Origin of the sequence: Streptomyces rhizosphaerihabitans (genome assembly GCF_025399795.1) — a bacterium.
GTDB lineage: Bacteria > Actinomycetota > Actinomycetes > Streptomycetales > Streptomycetaceae > Streptomyces > Streptomyces rhizosphaerihabitans.
The window spans coordinates 92538-107407 of the sequence record NZ_JAODTZ010000025.1 but is presented as its reverse complement, the minus strand read 5'-3'; the positions used below and the strand labels follow the sequence as shown (position 1 = coordinate 107407).

16 protein-coding genes are annotated in these 14870 nt (G+C 70.2%); 9 read left to right on the top strand and 7 right to left on the bottom strand.

Annotated elements, in window-relative coordinates; genetic code table 11:
• The first annotated feature begins 49 nt into the window (after positions 1–49).
• Positions 50–238, top strand: a complete 189-nt coding sequence (locus N4G66_RS24465; protein WP_261706323.1) for a hypothetical protein — start codon at positions 50–52, stop codon at positions 236–238.
• Between the two features lie 157 nt (positions 239–395).
• Here N4G66_RS24465 and N4G66_RS24460 read toward each other — a convergent pair whose 3' ends face one another.
• Entirely contained in the window at positions 396–1790 is a 1395-nt protein-coding gene (locus N4G66_RS24460) for a S1 family peptidase (protein ID WP_261706322.1), read from the bottom strand.
• 162 nt (positions 1791–1952) lie between these two features.
• Between N4G66_RS24460 and N4G66_RS24455 the strand changes: the two genes are divergently transcribed.
• A complete protein-coding gene (locus N4G66_RS24455) occupies positions 1953–2726 on the top strand; it encodes a type 1 glutamine amidotransferase domain-containing protein (protein WP_261706321.1) in 774 nt (257 codons plus the stop codon).
• 73 nt (positions 2727–2799) lie between these two features.
• Here N4G66_RS24455 and N4G66_RS24450 read toward each other — a convergent pair whose 3' ends face one another.
• Complete coding sequence (locus N4G66_RS24450; protein WP_261706320.1) at positions 2800–4152, bottom strand: NAD(P)/FAD-dependent oxidoreductase; 1353 nt, start codon at positions 4150–4152, stop codon at positions 2800–2802.
• 265 nt (positions 4153–4417) lie between these two features.
• Between N4G66_RS24450 and N4G66_RS24445 the strand changes: the two genes are divergently transcribed.
• The 4 genes from N4G66_RS24445 to N4G66_RS24430 all read left to right on the top strand — a co-directional run bounded on the left by N4G66_RS24445 (position 4418) and on the right by N4G66_RS24430 (position 7887).
• The gene (locus N4G66_RS24445; protein ID WP_261706319.1) at positions 4418–5053 is read left to right on the top strand and encodes an HAD family acid phosphatase; all 636 of its coding nucleotides are present in this window, start codon (positions 4418–4420) and stop codon (positions 5051–5053) included.
• Positions 5054–5108: 55 nt separating this feature from the next.
• Positions 5109–5495, top strand: a complete 387-nt coding sequence (locus N4G66_RS24440) for a PPOX class F420-dependent oxidoreductase (RefSeq protein ID WP_261706318.1) — start codon at positions 5109–5111, stop codon at positions 5493–5495.
• Positions 5496–5969: 474 nt separating this feature from the next.
• Positions 5970–6947, top strand: a complete 978-nt coding sequence (locus N4G66_RS24435) for a pectate lyase family protein (protein WP_261706317.1) — start codon at positions 5970–5972, stop codon at positions 6945–6947.
• A gap of 133 nt (positions 6948–7080) precedes the next feature.
• Positions 7081–7887: a pectate lyase gene (locus N4G66_RS24430; protein ID WP_261706316.1), complete on the top strand. Its 807-nt coding sequence runs from the start codon at positions 7081–7083 to the stop codon at positions 7885–7887.
• A gap of 148 nt (positions 7888–8035) precedes the next feature.
• Here the strand turns inward: N4G66_RS24430 and N4G66_RS24425 are convergent, their stop codons facing one another.
• Together N4G66_RS24425 and N4G66_RS24420 are read right to left on the bottom strand one after the other, a co-directional pair.
• On the bottom strand, positions 8036–8452 hold the full coding sequence (locus N4G66_RS24425; RefSeq protein WP_391858873.1) for a Zn-ribbon domain-containing OB-fold protein: 417 nt from the start codon (positions 8450–8452) through the stop codon (positions 8036–8038).
• A 140-nt stretch (positions 8453–8592) separates the two neighbouring features.
• Entirely contained in the window at positions 8593–9270 is a 678-nt protein-coding gene (locus tag N4G66_RS24420; protein ID WP_261706358.1) for a TetR/AcrR family transcriptional regulator, read from the bottom strand.
• Between the two features lie 486 nt (positions 9271–9756).
• On the opposite strand from N4G66_RS24420, the gene N4G66_RS24415 reads away from it, so the two are divergent.
• Entirely contained in the window at positions 9757–10692 is a 936-nt protein-coding gene (locus N4G66_RS24415; RefSeq protein WP_261706315.1) for a hypothetical protein, read from the top strand.
• Positions 10693–10904: 212 nt separating this feature from the next.
• On the opposite strand, the gene N4G66_RS24410 is transcribed toward N4G66_RS24415, so the two are convergent.
• On the bottom strand, positions 10905–11264 hold the full coding sequence (locus N4G66_RS24410; protein WP_261706314.1) for a luciferase domain-containing protein: 360 nt from the start codon (positions 11262–11264) through the stop codon (positions 10905–10907).
• A 222-nt stretch (positions 11265–11486) separates the two neighbouring features.
• Complete coding sequence (locus N4G66_RS24405; RefSeq protein ID WP_261706313.1) at positions 11487–12167, bottom strand: DUF6445 family protein; 681 nt, start codon at positions 12165–12167, stop codon at positions 11487–11489.
• 300 nt (positions 12168–12467) lie between these two features.
• Between N4G66_RS24405 and N4G66_RS24400 the strand changes: the two genes are divergently transcribed.
• Entirely contained in the window at positions 12468–13229 is a 762-nt protein-coding gene (locus N4G66_RS24400) for a peptidoglycan-binding protein (protein ID WP_261706312.1), read from the top strand.
• Between the two features lie 403 nt (positions 13230–13632).
• On the opposite strand, the gene N4G66_RS24395 is transcribed toward N4G66_RS24400, so the two are convergent.
• Positions 13633–14310, bottom strand: a complete 678-nt coding sequence (locus tag N4G66_RS24395) for a nucleoside/nucleotide kinase family protein (protein ID WP_391858872.1) — start codon at positions 14308–14310, stop codon at positions 13633–13635.
• A 102-nt stretch (positions 14311–14412) separates the two neighbouring features.
• Here N4G66_RS24395 and N4G66_RS24390 point away from each other — a divergent pair, with 102 nt between their 5' ends.
• Positions 14413–14808, top strand: a complete 396-nt coding sequence (locus N4G66_RS24390) for a YybH family protein (RefSeq protein ID WP_261706311.1) — start codon at positions 14413–14415, stop codon at positions 14806–14808.
• The last annotated feature ends 62 nt before the right edge of the window (positions 14809–14870 follow it).

The window sequence follows — 14870 nt, the reverse complement described above, 5'->3', positions numbered from 1 at the left end:
ATGTCGCTCGATGAGCCTTTACTCACATCATCTTCACGTCAAGGACCGTATGCTTCACGCCATGTGCACCACTCTTGACAACGACACTCAGCGATCCGCTGCCGAAGTCAACGAGGAGATCCGGGCCCTCTGGTTCCGGGCGGGTGGGACGCTGAGCATGGAAGAGCGGCACGAGTACCAGCGCCTCGTCCTCGAATGGGCGGAAGCCGCCCCGTCGTCGGCGACCCGGGCCGCCTGACCTTCCACGTCCGGCCGGGCTCCCCGATCCAGGGGAGCCATCGCCTCGGACCACGGCACCGGCCTCCGGCGGCTCGGCTCCGGATCCGGTCCACCCGGACCCGACTCCGAGCCGCTCGGCGCCAACTGCGAACGGCTCAGTGCCAACGGCGAGCCGCTCAGCCCCAACTCTGCGAATACTGCCGCCGGTAGGCCTTGCGGTCCTGCTCGGTACGGATGAAGCGGGTCGCTACCAGCGCGATGACGCTTCCGCCGATGACGAGCAGGCCGGGGCCGACGTTCTGCGGGTCGGTGAGCTCGGAGACGAACGTCTGGGCCGTCCCCGTACCGCCCACGGCCTCCACCGCACCCGGTGCAGCCGCACCCGGCGCTCCTCCCTGCGACGCCATGGCCGAAGCCGACGTGGAGGGCGCGAGGGACGGCTGGGCCGCACCCCCGGCGGAGCCCTGCGGGGGCTGGCCCGCGAGCGTCACTCCCAGCGCCGTCAGCGCCTTGGTGATGGGCTGGAAGAACGTCGTACCGCCGCTCTTGCAGTCCCCGTTGCCGCCCGATGTCACCCCCAGCGCGATGCCCTCGGAGAACAACGGGCCGCCACTGTCCCCCGGTTCGGCGCACACCGTGGTCTCGACCAGCCCGGTGACCGTGCCCTCCGGGTAGTTGACCGTCGCGTTGAGCGCGGTCACCTTGCCGTCGTGCAGCCCGCTGGTGCTGCCGCTGCGGAAGACCCGCTGGCCCACGGTCGGATCGGCGGCGCCGTTGATCCGTACACCGTTGCCGCCGCCGATGGCGACGACATTGGTGCCGGGCGACGTCTGCTGCCCGGCGTCGTACTGGATGAGGGAGAAGTCACTGCCGGGGAACGCCGTGGTGACCGTGCGCCCCACCTGCTGCCGACCCGTGTTGTCGGAGAACCAGACAGATCCGGCGGGGCCGCAGTGCCCGGCCGTGAGGATGAACTCGCTCTGCCCGTTGGTCACGTTGAACCCCGCCGAGCAGCGCCCGCCGGTCGAGAAGATCGCCTGTGCGCCGTTCACCCGCGTGGTGAACGTGCCCTGGGTCCGCTGCATCCGCACCGAGTCGCCGATGCCGTGGGCCAGTTTCGTCATGCTCGACCAGTCGGTGGCGGAGACCGTGCTGTCGGCCTGCACCACCACCTCGTTCTTCGTGTAGTCCACCGCCCAGGCCGTGCCCGGCACCCGGGGCGCCGAACTGAGCGTCTGCGCGGCGGACTTGAGGTCCTGCATGCTGTGCGTCACGACCTTCGGGCGAGCACCCGCCCGCGTCACCGCGTCCGCCGCGTCCGCGTCGGTGACCGCGACGACGGGACGCCCGTCGGCGGCTATCCAGTTGCCGGCGGTCCGCGAGGTACCCAGCCGGGACACGAGTCCGGCACCCGTCTTCGCTGCGGCCTGCGCCGAACTCGCCGTGCTACGCGACGCGTCGGACGGTTCGCTCGCCATGGCGCGCGTCACCATGAACCCTCCGCAGAGCAGCCCGCCGACGGCCGCGAGGCGCGCCCCCCGTCGGACGATCCGTCGTCGTGCGTGCCTCATGCATGGGCTCCCGAAGCCGTGCGGAGCGGCGTCAACGCCGCCGAGAGCCCCGGTCGAGGGCCCTCCACTCATACGTGCGCCCGGGCCCGCGTGTTCACCACCTCCCGGGGGTCTCGTGGAGGTGGCCGGTTCGCGTCGCCGACCGGCTGCCATGATGAGCGCATGCGTGTGCTGATCCCGCTCCCCGACCATGACTTCGACGTCACCGAAGTCGCCGTACCCTGGCGGATGTTGACGCGGGAGGGCCACGACGTCGTCTTCGCCACCCAGCACCCGGGCAGCCGTCCGGAGGCGGACCCGCGGCTGCTGACCGGCGTCCTGTTCGGACAGCTCGGCGCGGAGCGGGAACCCCGCCGTTTCTACGGGGAACTGACCGAGTCGGCCGCGTTTCGGTCCACCGTCTCCTGGGCCGACCTGGACGTAGCGGACTTCGACGGACTGCTGCTCCCGGGCGGACACGCGCCGGGCATGCGGCAATACCTCGGATCAGTGCCGCTGCAACGGCAGATCGCCCGGTTCTGGGCCCTGCGGCGGCCCGTCGGCGCGATCTGTCACGGTGTCCTCGTCCTGGCCCGCGCCCAGGACCCCGGCACCGGCCGCAGCGTCCTGGCCGACCGCCGTACGACCTGTCTCCCCAAATACATGGAACGCACCGCGTACTTCACCACGGCCTGGCGCCTCGGCCGCTACTACCGCACCTACCCCGCCTACGTCGAGGACGAGGTCAGGGCGGCTCTCACCGAGCCGGGCGGGCGGTTCGAACGCGGCCCGCGCACGCTCACCCGGCGCGGCACCGCCACCGACGACACCGACGCCTTCGTCGTCCAGGACGGCCACTACCTCTCCGCCCGCTGGCCGGGGGACGCCTATCTGTTCGGTCGCCGCTATCTCGCCCTGCTGCGGGGCACACCCGATCGCGAGGGCGGCGTGACCTGATTCCACCGAGCCGCACCTGGGTCAAGGCGCCTTCGGCACCTCCATCATCATCGACCGGACGGGCCGACAGGTCCTACGCAAGGGCGCGGGCCCGTGCGGTCACCTCGTCCCGCGTCAGATACACATCCGTACGCTCGAAGTCCCGCAGGGTTCCCTTGCGGCCGGCGAGGAAGCCGGTGCGGACGAAGTCGTCGCCCGCGACCGCGTTGAGCAGCCAGTTGGCACTCGTACGGAACCGGGCGGCACCCGTGCGCAGCGCGTACAGGTGGTATCCGCGGGCCACGACCTGCGCGGGCGCGCCCTTGAGACCGATGCCGAGCGGCTTGGACACGGCGTCGTGGCCGCCGAGATCGACGACCAGGCCGAGGTCCCGGTGCCGGTAGGGAAAGGTGGGCTCCCCCCGCAGCTTCGCCACCAGGACCTTGGCGGCGTGCCGGCCCTGCCGGGCCGCGTGCTGGGCGGTCGGCGGGCAGGCGGAGCCGTCGCCCTTGGCCAGGTCGGGCACCGCCGCGGCGTCGCCGAGCGCGAACACCCCGTCGAGCCCCGGCACCCTGAAGTCGAGCTCGGTGACGATCCGCCCGCGCACGGTCTCGGCGCCCAGCGAGTCGACCAGGGGGCTCGCCGCGACACCCGCCGTCCACACCAGCGTCCGCGAGGGCAGCACCCGCCCGTCGGTGAGGGTGACCGCGTCCTTGGTCACGGAGGCGACGGACGTGCCCAGCGAGATCCGCACGCCGCGGTCGCTCAGCATCCGCAGTGCGCTCGCGCCCAGCTTGTCGCCCAGTTCGGGCAGCAGTTTCGGGGCCAGGTCGACCAGATGCCACTTGATGAGACCGGGGTCGATGCGGGGGTGGTAACGCTTGGCCGCCGCGGTGGTCAGGCGCTGCAGACAGGCCGCCGTCTCGGTGCCCGCGTACCCACCGCCGACCACCACGAACTGGAGCCGTGCCGCCTGCTCGGCGTCGTCCGACGTGGCCGCCGCCAGGTCGAGCTGGGCGATCACATGGTCGCGCAGATATACGGCCTGGGCGAGTGTCTTCATACCGCGCGCCTCGTCCGCGAGACCGGGGATGTCGAAGGTGCGGGTCACGCTCCCCGGGGTGAGGAGCAGATAGTCGTAGCGCAGGTCGACCAGATCGCCGGTGATCTTGCGGACGACGCAGACCTTGGCCCCGGGATCGACACCGATCACCCCGCCCGGCACCAGCGCGGTGCGGCGCAGGATCCGGCGCAGCGAGGGTGCCACCGACTGGGGAGTGACGACACCGGCGGCTACGTGCGGCAGCAGCGGCAGATACAACTGGTAGTCGGTGGGGCTGATCAGGGTGATCCGGCCCTCGCCGGGGGTGAGCGTCCGTTCGAGGCTCCGGGCGGCCTCGACTCCGGCGAAACCCGCGCCGACGATGACGATGTTCGGTCCTTGCATCCGAGCAGCCTCTTTCCACTGGTGCCAGCCGCGAGCCCCAGGCTCACACGGGCCGCGGACCTCTGCCACCGCACCGCGAGTACCCCGAGCCGCGTGAAGCACGATCTCTACCGATCGGTAACTACCTCTTCCCCCTCCGTACACGCGCTGCCAGGATCATGTCTGCCGCGGCGACGGTCCCGTGACCGGGCACCGTCGCCGGCGCGATGTGTGGACTCGGCCAACAGGCGTGGACTCGACCAGCAGATCTGAATAGGGGACAGGCATGACAGGACTTGGTGTGGGGCGCCGGATGGGCGTGGTGTCGGCGGTCGTGGCGCTGGGGATCGCGGGGACGGTCACCGTGGCCGGGTCCGCCTCCGCGGCTCCGGTCCAGGCGGTGGCGAGCACCTCCGCGACTGCAGGGGTCGACTACGCCACCTGGCAGAGCGACGTCCGGGCCGTCATCGACCAGGCGGTGCCGTACGTCGAGCAGCGCACCGCGAACGCGGGCGGCCAGAAGCTCGCGGTCGTCTTCGACATCGACAACACTGCGCTGGAGACCGACTTCCACCCCTGGTACGAGCTGCCCACTCCGGCGGTCAAGGCTTCGCTGGCACTCGCCCGCTACGCGCACTCCCGCGGTGTCGCCGTCTTCTTCGTGACCGCCCGTCCGGGCATCATCGCCAGTGAGACGAAGTGGAACCTGAAGAGCGTCGGGTACCCGGTCGACGGACTCTACGTGCGTGACCTGCCGGACCTCTTCGACGAGGTCGGCGCCTACAAGACCGGCAAGCGTGCGGAGATCGAGTCCCTCGGCTACACGATCATCGCCAACGTCGGCAACAACACCACCGACCTGGCCGGCGGCCACGCCGAGCGCACGTTCAAGCTGCCGGACTACGACGGTCAGCTGTCCTGACCCGGACGGCTCGGGCGCCATGGGGTTCGCGGAAGGGTCCGCCTACACTGCGGCCATGGACGAGGCTTCGCTGGACGCGCTGGGATCGGGCAAGTACTTGCTGATCACCAGCTATCGCAAGAACGGTACAGGGGTGGCCACGCCGGTGTGGGTGGTGCGGGACGGTACGGCGCTCGGCGCCTGGACCGTCGCGGACAGCTGGAAGGTGAAGCGCATCCGCAACCGGGCCGACGTCACGGTCGGCCCGTGCGATGTGCGCGGCAGGCCGACAGGGGAGCCGGTCCCGGCCACGGCCGAGATCGTCGACGCGGCGGACACCGCCCGCTACCGGAAGCTCATCGCCCGCAAGTACGGGGTGATGGGCCGTCTCACCTTGTTCGGCAGCCGCCTGCGCCGCGGCGAGAGCGGCACGGTCGGCATCCGTATCACCCTCTCTTCGTGACGCCGTATCGCCGCGGCACCGTCTCTCCCTGACGCCGCCGTACCGTCTTCCTTGACCTCGTGACGCCGTGAGCCGAAAGCGGCCGTACGGGGGTCCCGCACAACCCGGACCCCCGTACGGCCGCTTTCGGCTTTCCGGGGCGGACCACCGGCCAGGTCGCGGCGCGCGCAAGGGCGGGCCGGCCCGGCTTGCCGGGGTGTGGGTAGCCATCTGGTTCGCGAGTTGGCCGGATGTGTTCTGTGGGAAGCGTTGACTAGAAAGCGCTTACCGTTTACGTTCCCGTTCAGCAGCGTGACCCGTGTGTGACATCTCGTATACGAGACATCGGATCTCCGAGCCGCACCACCTGGGCAAGTCGCCGTCTCGGGCCCGCGTTCAGCCCGTATGCGTCATGTCGCGCGAGATGTGTTGTTCAGATACAGGAACGATGTTCGTGCACCTGATTAACGGTCGACTCCGAAGGGACACACCCGCATGCGTACTCGCCCCCCACTGAAGCGTTCCCGCCTCGCCCTGCTGACGGCCGGGGCCGCCACCCTGGCGGTCACCACGGCACTCGTCCTGCCGCAGTCGGCCGGAGCCGCCGAGACCGCGCCGGTCGGCTTCGGCGCCGGAACCACCGGCGGCGGCAGCGCGACCGCCGTCACCGTCACGACGCTGGCCGCCTTCAAGACCGCCGTCACCGGTGACACGGCCAAGATCGTGAAGGTCAGTGGTCTGATCTCGCTCAGCGGCCAGGTCGACATCGGCTCCAACACCACCGTCCTGGGCGTCGGTTCGGCATCCGGTTTCACCGGTGGCGGACTGCGCCTGAAGAAGGTCACCAACGTCGTCGTCCGCAACCTGAACATCAGCAAGCCGGTCGCGCCCGCCGACGGCATCACCGTCCAGGCCTCGACGAAGGTGTGGATCGACCACAACGCCTTCTCCTCCGACCGTGACCACGACAAGGACTACTACGACGGCCTGGTCGACATCACCCACGCGTCCGACTACGTCACCGTCTCCTGGAACACCTTCAAGGACCACTACAAGGGCTCGCTGGTCGGCCACAGCGACAGCAACGCCAGTGAGGACACCGGGCACTTGCGGGTGACGTACCACCACAACTGGTTCAACAACGTCAACTCCCGCATCCCCAGCCTGCGTTTCGGCACCGGGCACTTCTACGACAACTACGTCGTCGGCGCCGACACCGCCGTGCACTCCCGTATGGGCGCCCAGATGCTCGTCGAGAACAACGTCTTCCGGAGCACGTCGGTCGCCGTCACCACGAACCGCGACAGCGACGTGGACGGCTACGCCAACCTCACCGGCAACGATCTCGGCGGAGCCGCCACCGAGATCTCGCAGGTGGGCACCTTCACGAAGCCGCCCTACAGCTACACCGCCGAACCGGCCTCGACCGTCGTCGCCTCGGTGACGTCCGGCGCGGGCACCGGAAAGCTCTGACGGCCCCGGCCGTCGGGCAATCCCCATCTGACGGAAAGCTCTGACGGCCTCCGCCATCGAGCAATGCCCACCCGGCCACCTCCGCCGGACCATCGCTACCCGACCACCCCCACCTGGAAGAAGGCATCGGGACATGACGTCATCAGCACGCCCGCGCGCCCGGCGGCGCGCCCTGACCGGCACCCTCGCCGCGCTCGGCCTCTCGGCCGCCATGGTGATGGCCGACGGCGCCCTGACGCCGGCGAGCGCCGCCACCTGGCCCACCGCGACCGGCAGTCAGGCCGTCTCCTCCACCATCTCGGTCTCCGGCACCAAGGACTACGGGATGAAGCGGCTCTACGGCACAGGCGACCTGGGCTCGGACAGCCAGGACGAGGACCAGGGGCCGATCCTGGAACTGGCCGCAGGAACCGTCCTGAAGAACGTCATCATCGGCGCGCCCGCCGCGGACGGCATTCACTGCCTGGGCAGTTGCACGCTGCAGAACGTCTGGTGGGAGGACGTCGGCGAGGACGCGGCGACGTTCCTCGGCTCCTCGTCGTCCAACGTGTACACCGTCAGCGGCGGTGGCGCGAAGGAGGCCAGCGACAAGGTGTTCCAGTTCAACGGCGCCGGAACGCTGAACGTGTCGAACTTCGCGGTGCAGACCTTCGGCACGTTCGTCCGGTCCTGCGGCAACTGCAAGACGCAGTACAAGCGGACGATCAATCTCAACACCATCGAGGCGACCTACAAGGGAAGCAAACTCGTCGGCATCAACACCAACTACGGCGACAGCGCGACCCTCAAGTCCATCAAGATCGTCGGGGACAGCAGCAAGAAGATCGTCCCCTGCCAGAAATACATAGGGAACAACACCGGGGCGGAGCCGACGACGAACGGCAGCGGCCCCGACGGCACCTACTGCAAGTACGCGACGTCCGATATCACCTACGGCTGACGGTCGTCGCCCGGCGGCTGAACGGACCGGTCCCGCACGCCGGTTCGTTCAGCCGCGCACGGCTGTCCGTTCCCGGCACGTCTGCTTTCGGCCCGCCGCTTCGGGCCCCGGGCGGACCGCGGCGGGCGGTGCGGACCGTCCGCCGTTCTCAGTTCCAGCCGCTGTAAGGGCCGTCGACGAGCTGGAACACCGGCTGCCTGCGTACCGGGTCCTGGGCGGTGGAGAGCTGGACCCGGTCGCCGCTGTGGATGGTGGCGGGCGAGCCCATGACCCGGCCCCGGACCGTGAAGCCCTCCGCCATCTCGATGAGGGAGACGTTGCGGGCCGCCGGTGTGTTGCGGTGGATCACCGTGGAGTGGCGCACGACGCCCGAACCCGCGCTCGCCTCTGTCCGCAGGTCGCTGCCCGCGCACACGGGGCAGAGAAGGCGGTTGTACATGGCGGTGGCGCACCAGTGGCACCGCTGGAAGAGCAGTACGTCCCCGGTGTGCTCCGCGGAACCGGTGTCGAGCACGTCCGTCACGGGGCCGATGCCCGGGTGGAGAGCGATTCCTGGGTGGTACACGATGTCATCTCCCTGCGCTCAGCCGGAATCCGATGTGCGCGGATCGCCGTGCACGATCACAGGCTATGGCACTCAGTGCCACACGTAAAGGTACTGTGTACCGTAAAAATGGAACGGGGTGCGGTCGGCCCGGCTTCCGCTCAGCCCCGCCCGAAGGCCGACTCGATCTCCTGGGCCACGCGCCACATCGGCGCCCCGCGCCGCGAGACGACCACCACCACGTCCTCCGGCTCCTCCGGCTCCTTGTGTGCCGGTTCGCCGGACGAGGGGCCGAACGTGTTCTGTACGCACCCGAGCGCCCGGTCGACCGCCGGCTCGGCATCCCCCGTTCCGTCCGAACGCGGCCAGGAGCGCAGGGCGTTGTTGTGCGCGGCGACCACCGGCGCGGCGACGACATCGGCGCGCAGTGCGTCCGCGGGCGTCCCGGCCGAGCGCCCGCGCAGATACTCGGCGAGGGCGCGCTCGTAACGCCAGACGACCGACAGCTCGTACACGCGCAGGCCCGGGACCCTCTTGGTGAGGCGGTGGCGCTGGACGGAGAACGTCGGGTTCCCGGCGTACATGCGCAGGACGGGCCGGGCGGCGTCGCAGACGTGCTGCACCGGGTCGTCCGTGTCGGCCTCCTCGCTCAGGAACGCCGTCATGTCGGCCAGGCGGTGCTCGCGGTCGGGGAAGACCACGTCCTCCTTGGAGGGGGAGTGGCGGAAGAACGAACGGCGGCCGACGCCGGCGAGCGCCACGATGCCGTCGGCCGTGGTCTCCTCGTGGCCGCGCTCCAGGAAGAGCTGGAAAGCGGCTCCCACCAAGGCGTCCCGCATCGGCGGTTTGGCGGTGGCCGTGTCGGCGGGCTCGCGGCGCCCCGGTGCCTCGTTCATGGTCGGAAACCAGAACCGAAGCGGAGGCGGTGGCACTCGGTGCCCTTCGATCAGGGGACTGGTTGCCCTGATCGATTCCCGGGCGATCGCCTTCGCCGGGCCGCGCCCGTGAAGCGCCCTCGCCGAGACGCCCGCGCGGAGCGCGCGTACCGAAGTGCGCTCTCACCGCGTGCTCCGTGGCGGTCGCTTGGCCGACCGCCACGGAGCACGCGATTCCCTATGTGGCTGATTCGTGTCCGCTCGTGAAGTACCCGCGTATGAAGTGAAGTTGACAGTCCGTAGACGGTGATCGAATATGTGGTCGAGCTGCGGCCCACATGACCAAGGGGTCCAGTGTTCTTCGACCACTCATCCCCGGGACGGCCCCAGGCTGCCGAGTGCTGCCCCGCTGCCGTCGACCGGGTCTCGCATCATCAGGATGGGATCCGCATGTCCAAAGCGAGACGTGTCACCCTTCGCTGCCTGCTGGGGACGGGCGCGGCGGCGTTCGCTCTCTGTGCGGTCACCACGACCGCGTCGGCGTCCGACAAGCCCGGCGGTGACGGCTGGGACAAGACCGGCAGCGGTTTCGCCCCCGGGCAGGGAGCGGGTACGGCCACCGCGACCGACCGCTGTCAGTTCTCCCTGGACGGTACGCACTTCTACGACTCCGTCCGGGTCGACGACGAGAACCTGAAGCCGACCGACGACGGCAAGGTCCACATCAAGGTCCGCGCCGCGGACGACGCCGGCAACTGCACCGCCTCGCTGGCCGCGTACCGCACGCACGGCGACACCTTCAAGACCTCCGGAGTCCAGGTCTTCCACGACCTCGACACCGTCTCGGTGAAGCCGGGGGCCACGGACTCCCTCGACATCTCGGTGCCCGACGCCGGCTGCTTCGCGCAGATCGACCTGTACCGCGGCGCGGTCAAGTTCGACGGCAAGCACGAGGCCCAGGACGGCTTCGAGCACGGTGACCTGCCGGCTGGGCCGGACCACGCGGTCATCAAGGACAAGCTCATCATGGCGTGGAACGGCGGTAAGAAGGACTGCACCGCGCAGCCGACCACTCCCGGGACCCCGTCGGCCTCGACGCCGCCCGCGCAGACGCCGGGTACCCCCGCCTCGTCCTCGCCCGCGACTCCGGCGACTCCGGCGACTCCCTCGGCTCCCGAGTCGTCCGCGGCCCCGTCCGCCCCCGATTCGGCCACACCGGCCGCCCCCTCGCCGAACGGCGGCGGGTCGACCCCGTCCGGCGGTCTCGCCGAGACCGGTGGCGGCAGCACCCTGCCGATCGCGGGCGCGGCCGTGACCGTCCTCGCGGCCGGTGCCGCGATCACCGTCGCCACCCGCCGTCGGCGCGCGACGGGCGCCCGCTCCTGACACACCGCGTCGTCGCTCGCCGATGACCCGGTGAAGAGCCCTGGTACTCGCGTCCCGCGCGAGTGCCGGGGCTCTTCGTTGTTCTCGCCGGCGCGCTTCCGTGGCGGAAGCCCTCGACTTCAGGGCCGGCGCGAGGGAGCGTTCGGCCGCGACGGTCTCGTCAGGGCAGCGCCGCTTCCCGACAGGGCAGCGATGCTTCTCGACCTGGACCGTCAGCGGTCGTTGCAGTTCGCCGAGAAGATGTCGTCGCCCGCCATGTGCCCGTTCAGATGGGCCTGAAGGGCGACGCTCACCAGGGTCAGCAGGAGGTCGATGTCCGAGTCGACTTCGAGATGGATGGTCACCCAGCGGGAGCCGGGCACCATGCGGATGGCCGTGGAGGTCTTGAGATGGTCCTCGAAGCGCCGGATCGCCCGGTCCGTGAGGTGCAGGTCGACATCGTGGTCCGAATGGAAGTGGACGATCTCGCATTGCGCCGCACACAGTGCGCGTCCCGTGCCACAACTCGGCAGGGACTCCGCGAGATCGGGCCAGTTGGCCAGTCGCGTCATGGCTCTGGAGGCCAAGGTCATGCGCCCATCATGACGAGCACATCTCCCGGCCACCAGAACTTGGGAGAGATGTAATCCCTCAGCGGTCTGGGAATGTCCGGTTTTCGTCTCGAAATCGAAGACGCTCTTCATCTACTCGCTCTTCATCCGCACGTTCCGGCCCAGGGCAAAGGAGAGCGGCCCCGGACTTCGTGGTCCGGGGCCGCACCTGACGCCGGTAGCCGGCCTGGCGGCCGGTCCGGATCACGCCATCCAGAAGAAGACTGCGGTCATCCGTTTGTCCTCCATGGTGGTCCCGCAGTAGTCGGTGGCGCTGTGCATCAGGTTGGCGTTGTAGAGGAGCAACCGGTTGTAGCGGTGCGGGACGCGGATGTCCTCGACGAAGGAGTCCGGCGGGACGAAACGCGTACCGAGGGCCTCGACCAGGTTGTTGTGCGGTGCGACGACGACGTTGCCGCCCAGCCGGCCGCCCGGCAGGCTCTGCCGGAAGAAGCTCGTTCCGCAGTCCTTGGGGACGTTCGGGTTCAGATAGAGCACCGCGGCGTAACGGCACAGGGCGCGGGAGTCCGTGTGGGGGCGGGGTTCACCCTCGTCCTTGCCGACGACCTGGACGCAGTTGTGGTTGAGCGTGGCGCCCGACGGAGTCGACTGCTGCCACAGTCTCTGCGCGCCGGTGGCCTTCTTCACCAGCCGCTCTACGCGCGTCAATTCGTCCGGTTCCAGCCCGGGCATCGTCCGCAGACCCGGCCAGCTCTCCGAGGTGTACGGATGGCCCTTGACCCAGTCGTCCTTGCCGACGCACCGGGCCCGTACGGCGTCCGCGTCGGGCAGTACGTTGTCGAAGACCCAGTAGTCCCGGTCGCGGGTGGGTTTCCTGTAGGGGAGGACCGGCAACGCCGGAGTCCTCGGAGGCTGTGGGGGCATGCGGCCGACCCTATAGACGGGTCCGTCAGTGATCTCCAGGGATTTGGTCAACCTTCCGCCAACTCGGCTCCATGGATTGTCCATGGCGAGGGCCCCGCGTCCGCAAGGACCCGTGTGAGCTCCCCGGCCGTCAACGTGCCCTGGGATGAGCCGAGTTCACCCCGTGAGGGCGAGTTGCGGCGGTGGCCGGCCCGGCCTGACGCTGGTCCGAGGTGCGGTGGCGCGCTGAACGTCCGGGCCCGCGCCCCCGTATGACTGCACAGGGACGGCGGGAGACCGCGTGTACGGAAGGAGAGCAGTGTGTCGACACGGCCCGAACGCGGGAAGTCCACCGGGCGCTCAGTGATCGAACCCACTCACATCGAGCGCCGCCGCCGCTCCGAGTCCCTGGCGGAGCTGCTGCGGCAGGTGCGCGAGAAGGAGGGGATGACGGACGAGGACGAGGACTACGAGTCGATCGCCGCGCCCACGGCCGCTGTACGGCTTCTGCCCGACCTCGAGGAGGACGAGACCGAGGAACTGCCCCCGGTCCCGGCGGGGGAGGACTACATGGCCGGTGTGCCGCGGACGGACGGAGCCGACGGACCCGCCACCGGAAGCGGACGCCCGTCCGGTGCGAGACCCGGAGGCGCCCACGGCCTCGGGCGCGACGCGGGCCTGCGCCGCGCCGCGATCACGGTCGCCGTCGTCGCGGCGGCCCTGATCGGTTTCGCCTTCGCCCTCCTGGTACCGGGCGCGAACCGGGACGACGCGTCCCCGGCGGGAGCCGGAGTGAACCCGTCGACGGCACCGGCCGCCCGGGCCCCGGCCGGTGCCACCGATCCGGACGGCGCCGGCACCCTCCGGGAGGGCGACAGCGGCCCCGAGGTGACAGCTCTTCAGCAACGTCTGCTCCACATCCCCAACGTGTACGACCACGGCAGCACCAGCGGCACCTACGACGCCACGCTCGCCGCGGCCGTCGCCCGCTTCCAGGTCTGGTACGGCGTGCGGGGCGACGAGTCCGGCGTCTACGGCAACGACACCCGGGCCGACCTGGAATCCAGGACGGCGGCCCCCTGAGACGGCCGGGGCGGGCGGCGCGGTGACGGTCGCTCCCTCCGCCCCGGCCCCCACGCCTTCGGACACCGTGATGTTCGTCGGGCCGACACGCCCGCCCCCGCTCGCGCTCATCTGCCCACCCGTCCTCCGCGCGAACCTGCCGAGGACGTGGTGGCCTCCGGAACGAGGGCTGATCCGCCGTGCGTCTTCCCTGCCGGCGGGGCCCGTTGCACGACCTCCCCAACGTTCGCGGGCACGTCGGCCCGACTGGCCGTCCGCACCGAGGCGTTCACGGCGCGGAACGGCGATCCCGTGGGTGATGCCCACGACGAACCCGAACCAGATACGGCTTCGCTGACTGCCTGCTGGGTGACCGCCTCCTGGCGCCCCATTCTCCGGTGACCGGATCTCCGGCGAACTCCTCTCAGGCGACCGGCTCTCCGCTGGCTGCCGTCCCGACGACCGTCGGCCCGACGACCAGGTCGGCGCGGTCGCGGGTCGCGGCGACCAGTTCGGCGTTGCGCTGGTCCGTTCCGAGCACCCACGCCACCGCCGTGTCGTGATCCTTCCCGAACCGCTCGTGCCGGGCGACCAGCCGACGGATGCGGTCGGCCTCGTCTAGCTCGCAGAACCACACCTCGTCGAGCTGTGCGCGGGCGCGCGCCCAACCGTCGTCGCGCAGCAGCAGGTAGTTCCCCTCGGTGACGATCAGACGGGCGGCCCGGGGAACGGGAAGGGCACCCGCCAGGGGCTGTTCGAGGACCCGCTCGAAGCCGGGCGCGTAGACGAGATCCTCCTCGTCCGCGCGCAGCCTGCGCAGCAGCGCCGCGTACCCCGCCGCGTCGAAGGTGTCCGGTGCCCCCTTCCGGTCACGGCGCCCCAGCCGGTCCAGCTCGGCGTCCGCGAGATGGAACCCGTCCATCGGCACGTGGGCCACGTGGAAGGGCCCGTCCCCGTCGAGCCGCCGGACCAGACGCTCGGCAAGCGTCGTCTTGCCCGCCCCGGGGCTGCCGGCGATACCGAGGAGGGCGCGCCGGCCGGGACGTACGAGCGCCGCGGCCCGCTCCACCAGGTCGTCGAAGGTCGGACCCACCTCGGTCATACGAGCCCGGACCGGGGCACCGGGACAGCGATTTCCATGCCCTCAGTATCGACGACGCGGGACGGAGGGGAAGTCCTGTGCCGGACGGGGCATGGATGGTCCATGAACCAGGACGAGGTACAGATCCGCACCCTGATCGAACGCTGGGCCGCCGCCGTGCACGAGGGAGACCTCGACGGCGTACTGGCGGACCGTACGGGCGACATCGTCATGTACGACGTGCCGCCGCCCTACGACGGTGTCCGCGGCATCGACGCCTACCGGGCGACCTGGCCGCCGTTCTTCACCTGGCAGGCGCAGGGAGCGTCGTTCGAGATCGTCTCCCTCGACGTCGTCGCGGGAGACGACGTGGCGTACGCCCATGCCCTGCTGCGCTGCGGCACCGCGGAGGAGTTCGCCGAGAAGCCCGGACTGCGCCTCAGACTCACCCTCGGACTGCGCAAGGAGCAGGGGCGCTGGGCGGTCGCCCACGAGCACCACTCCTTCCCGCACGACTGAAACGGCTCCGGCGATGTGGCGCGCGCCACCCGCTGGAGGGGGTTCCCGGGGGAAGACTGCTC

Bases quoted from the DNA above. Each gene is read 5' to 3' on its own strand.
- N4G66_RS24465 (WP_261706323.1), top strand. From the start codon at position 50: ATGCTTCACGCCATGTGCACCACTCTTGACAACGACACTCAGCGATCC.
- N4G66_RS24460 (WP_261706322.1), bottom strand. From the start codon at position 1,790: ATGAGGCACGCACGACGACGGATCGTCCGACGGGGGGCGCGCCTCGCG.
- N4G66_RS24455 (WP_261706321.1), top strand. From the start codon at position 1,953: ATGCGTGTGCTGATCCCGCTCCCCGACCATGACTTCGACGTCACCGAA.
- N4G66_RS24450 (WP_261706320.1), bottom strand. From the start codon at position 4,152: ATGCAAGGACCGAACATCGTCATCGTCGGCGCGGGTTTCGCCGGAGTC.
- N4G66_RS24445 (WP_261706319.1), top strand. From the start codon at position 4,418: ATGACAGGACTTGGTGTGGGGCGCCGGATGGGCGTGGTGTCGGCGGTC.
- N4G66_RS24440 (WP_261706318.1), top strand. From the start codon at position 5,109: ATGGACGAGGCTTCGCTGGACGCGCTGGGATCGGGCAAGTACTTGCTG.
- N4G66_RS24435 (WP_261706317.1), top strand. From the start codon at position 5,970: ATGCGTACTCGCCCCCCACTGAAGCGTTCCCGCCTCGCCCTGCTGACG.
- N4G66_RS24430 (WP_261706316.1), top strand. From the start codon at position 7,081: ATGACGTCATCAGCACGCCCGCGCGCCCGGCGGCGCGCCCTGACCGGC.
- N4G66_RS24420 (WP_261706358.1), bottom strand. From the start codon at position 9,270: ATGCGGGACGCCTTGGTGGGAGCCGCTTTCCAGCTCTTCCTGGAGCGC.
- N4G66_RS24415 (WP_261706315.1), top strand. From the start codon at position 9,757: ATGTCCAAAGCGAGACGTGTCACCCTTCGCTGCCTGCTGGGGACGGGC.
- N4G66_RS24410 (WP_261706314.1), bottom strand. From the start codon at position 11,264: ATGACCTTGGCCTCCAGAGCCATGACGCGACTGGCCAACTGGCCCGAT.
- N4G66_RS24405 (WP_261706313.1), bottom strand. From the start codon at position 12,167: ATGCCCCCACAGCCTCCGAGGACTCCGGCGTTGCCGGTCCTCCCCTAC.
- N4G66_RS24395 (WP_391858872.1), bottom strand. From the start codon at position 14,310: ATGACCGAGGTGGGTCCGACCTTCGACGACCTGGTGGAGCGGGCCGCG.
- N4G66_RS24390 (WP_261706311.1), top strand. From the start codon at position 14,413: ATGAACCAGGACGAGGTACAGATCCGCACCCTGATCGAACGCTGGGCC.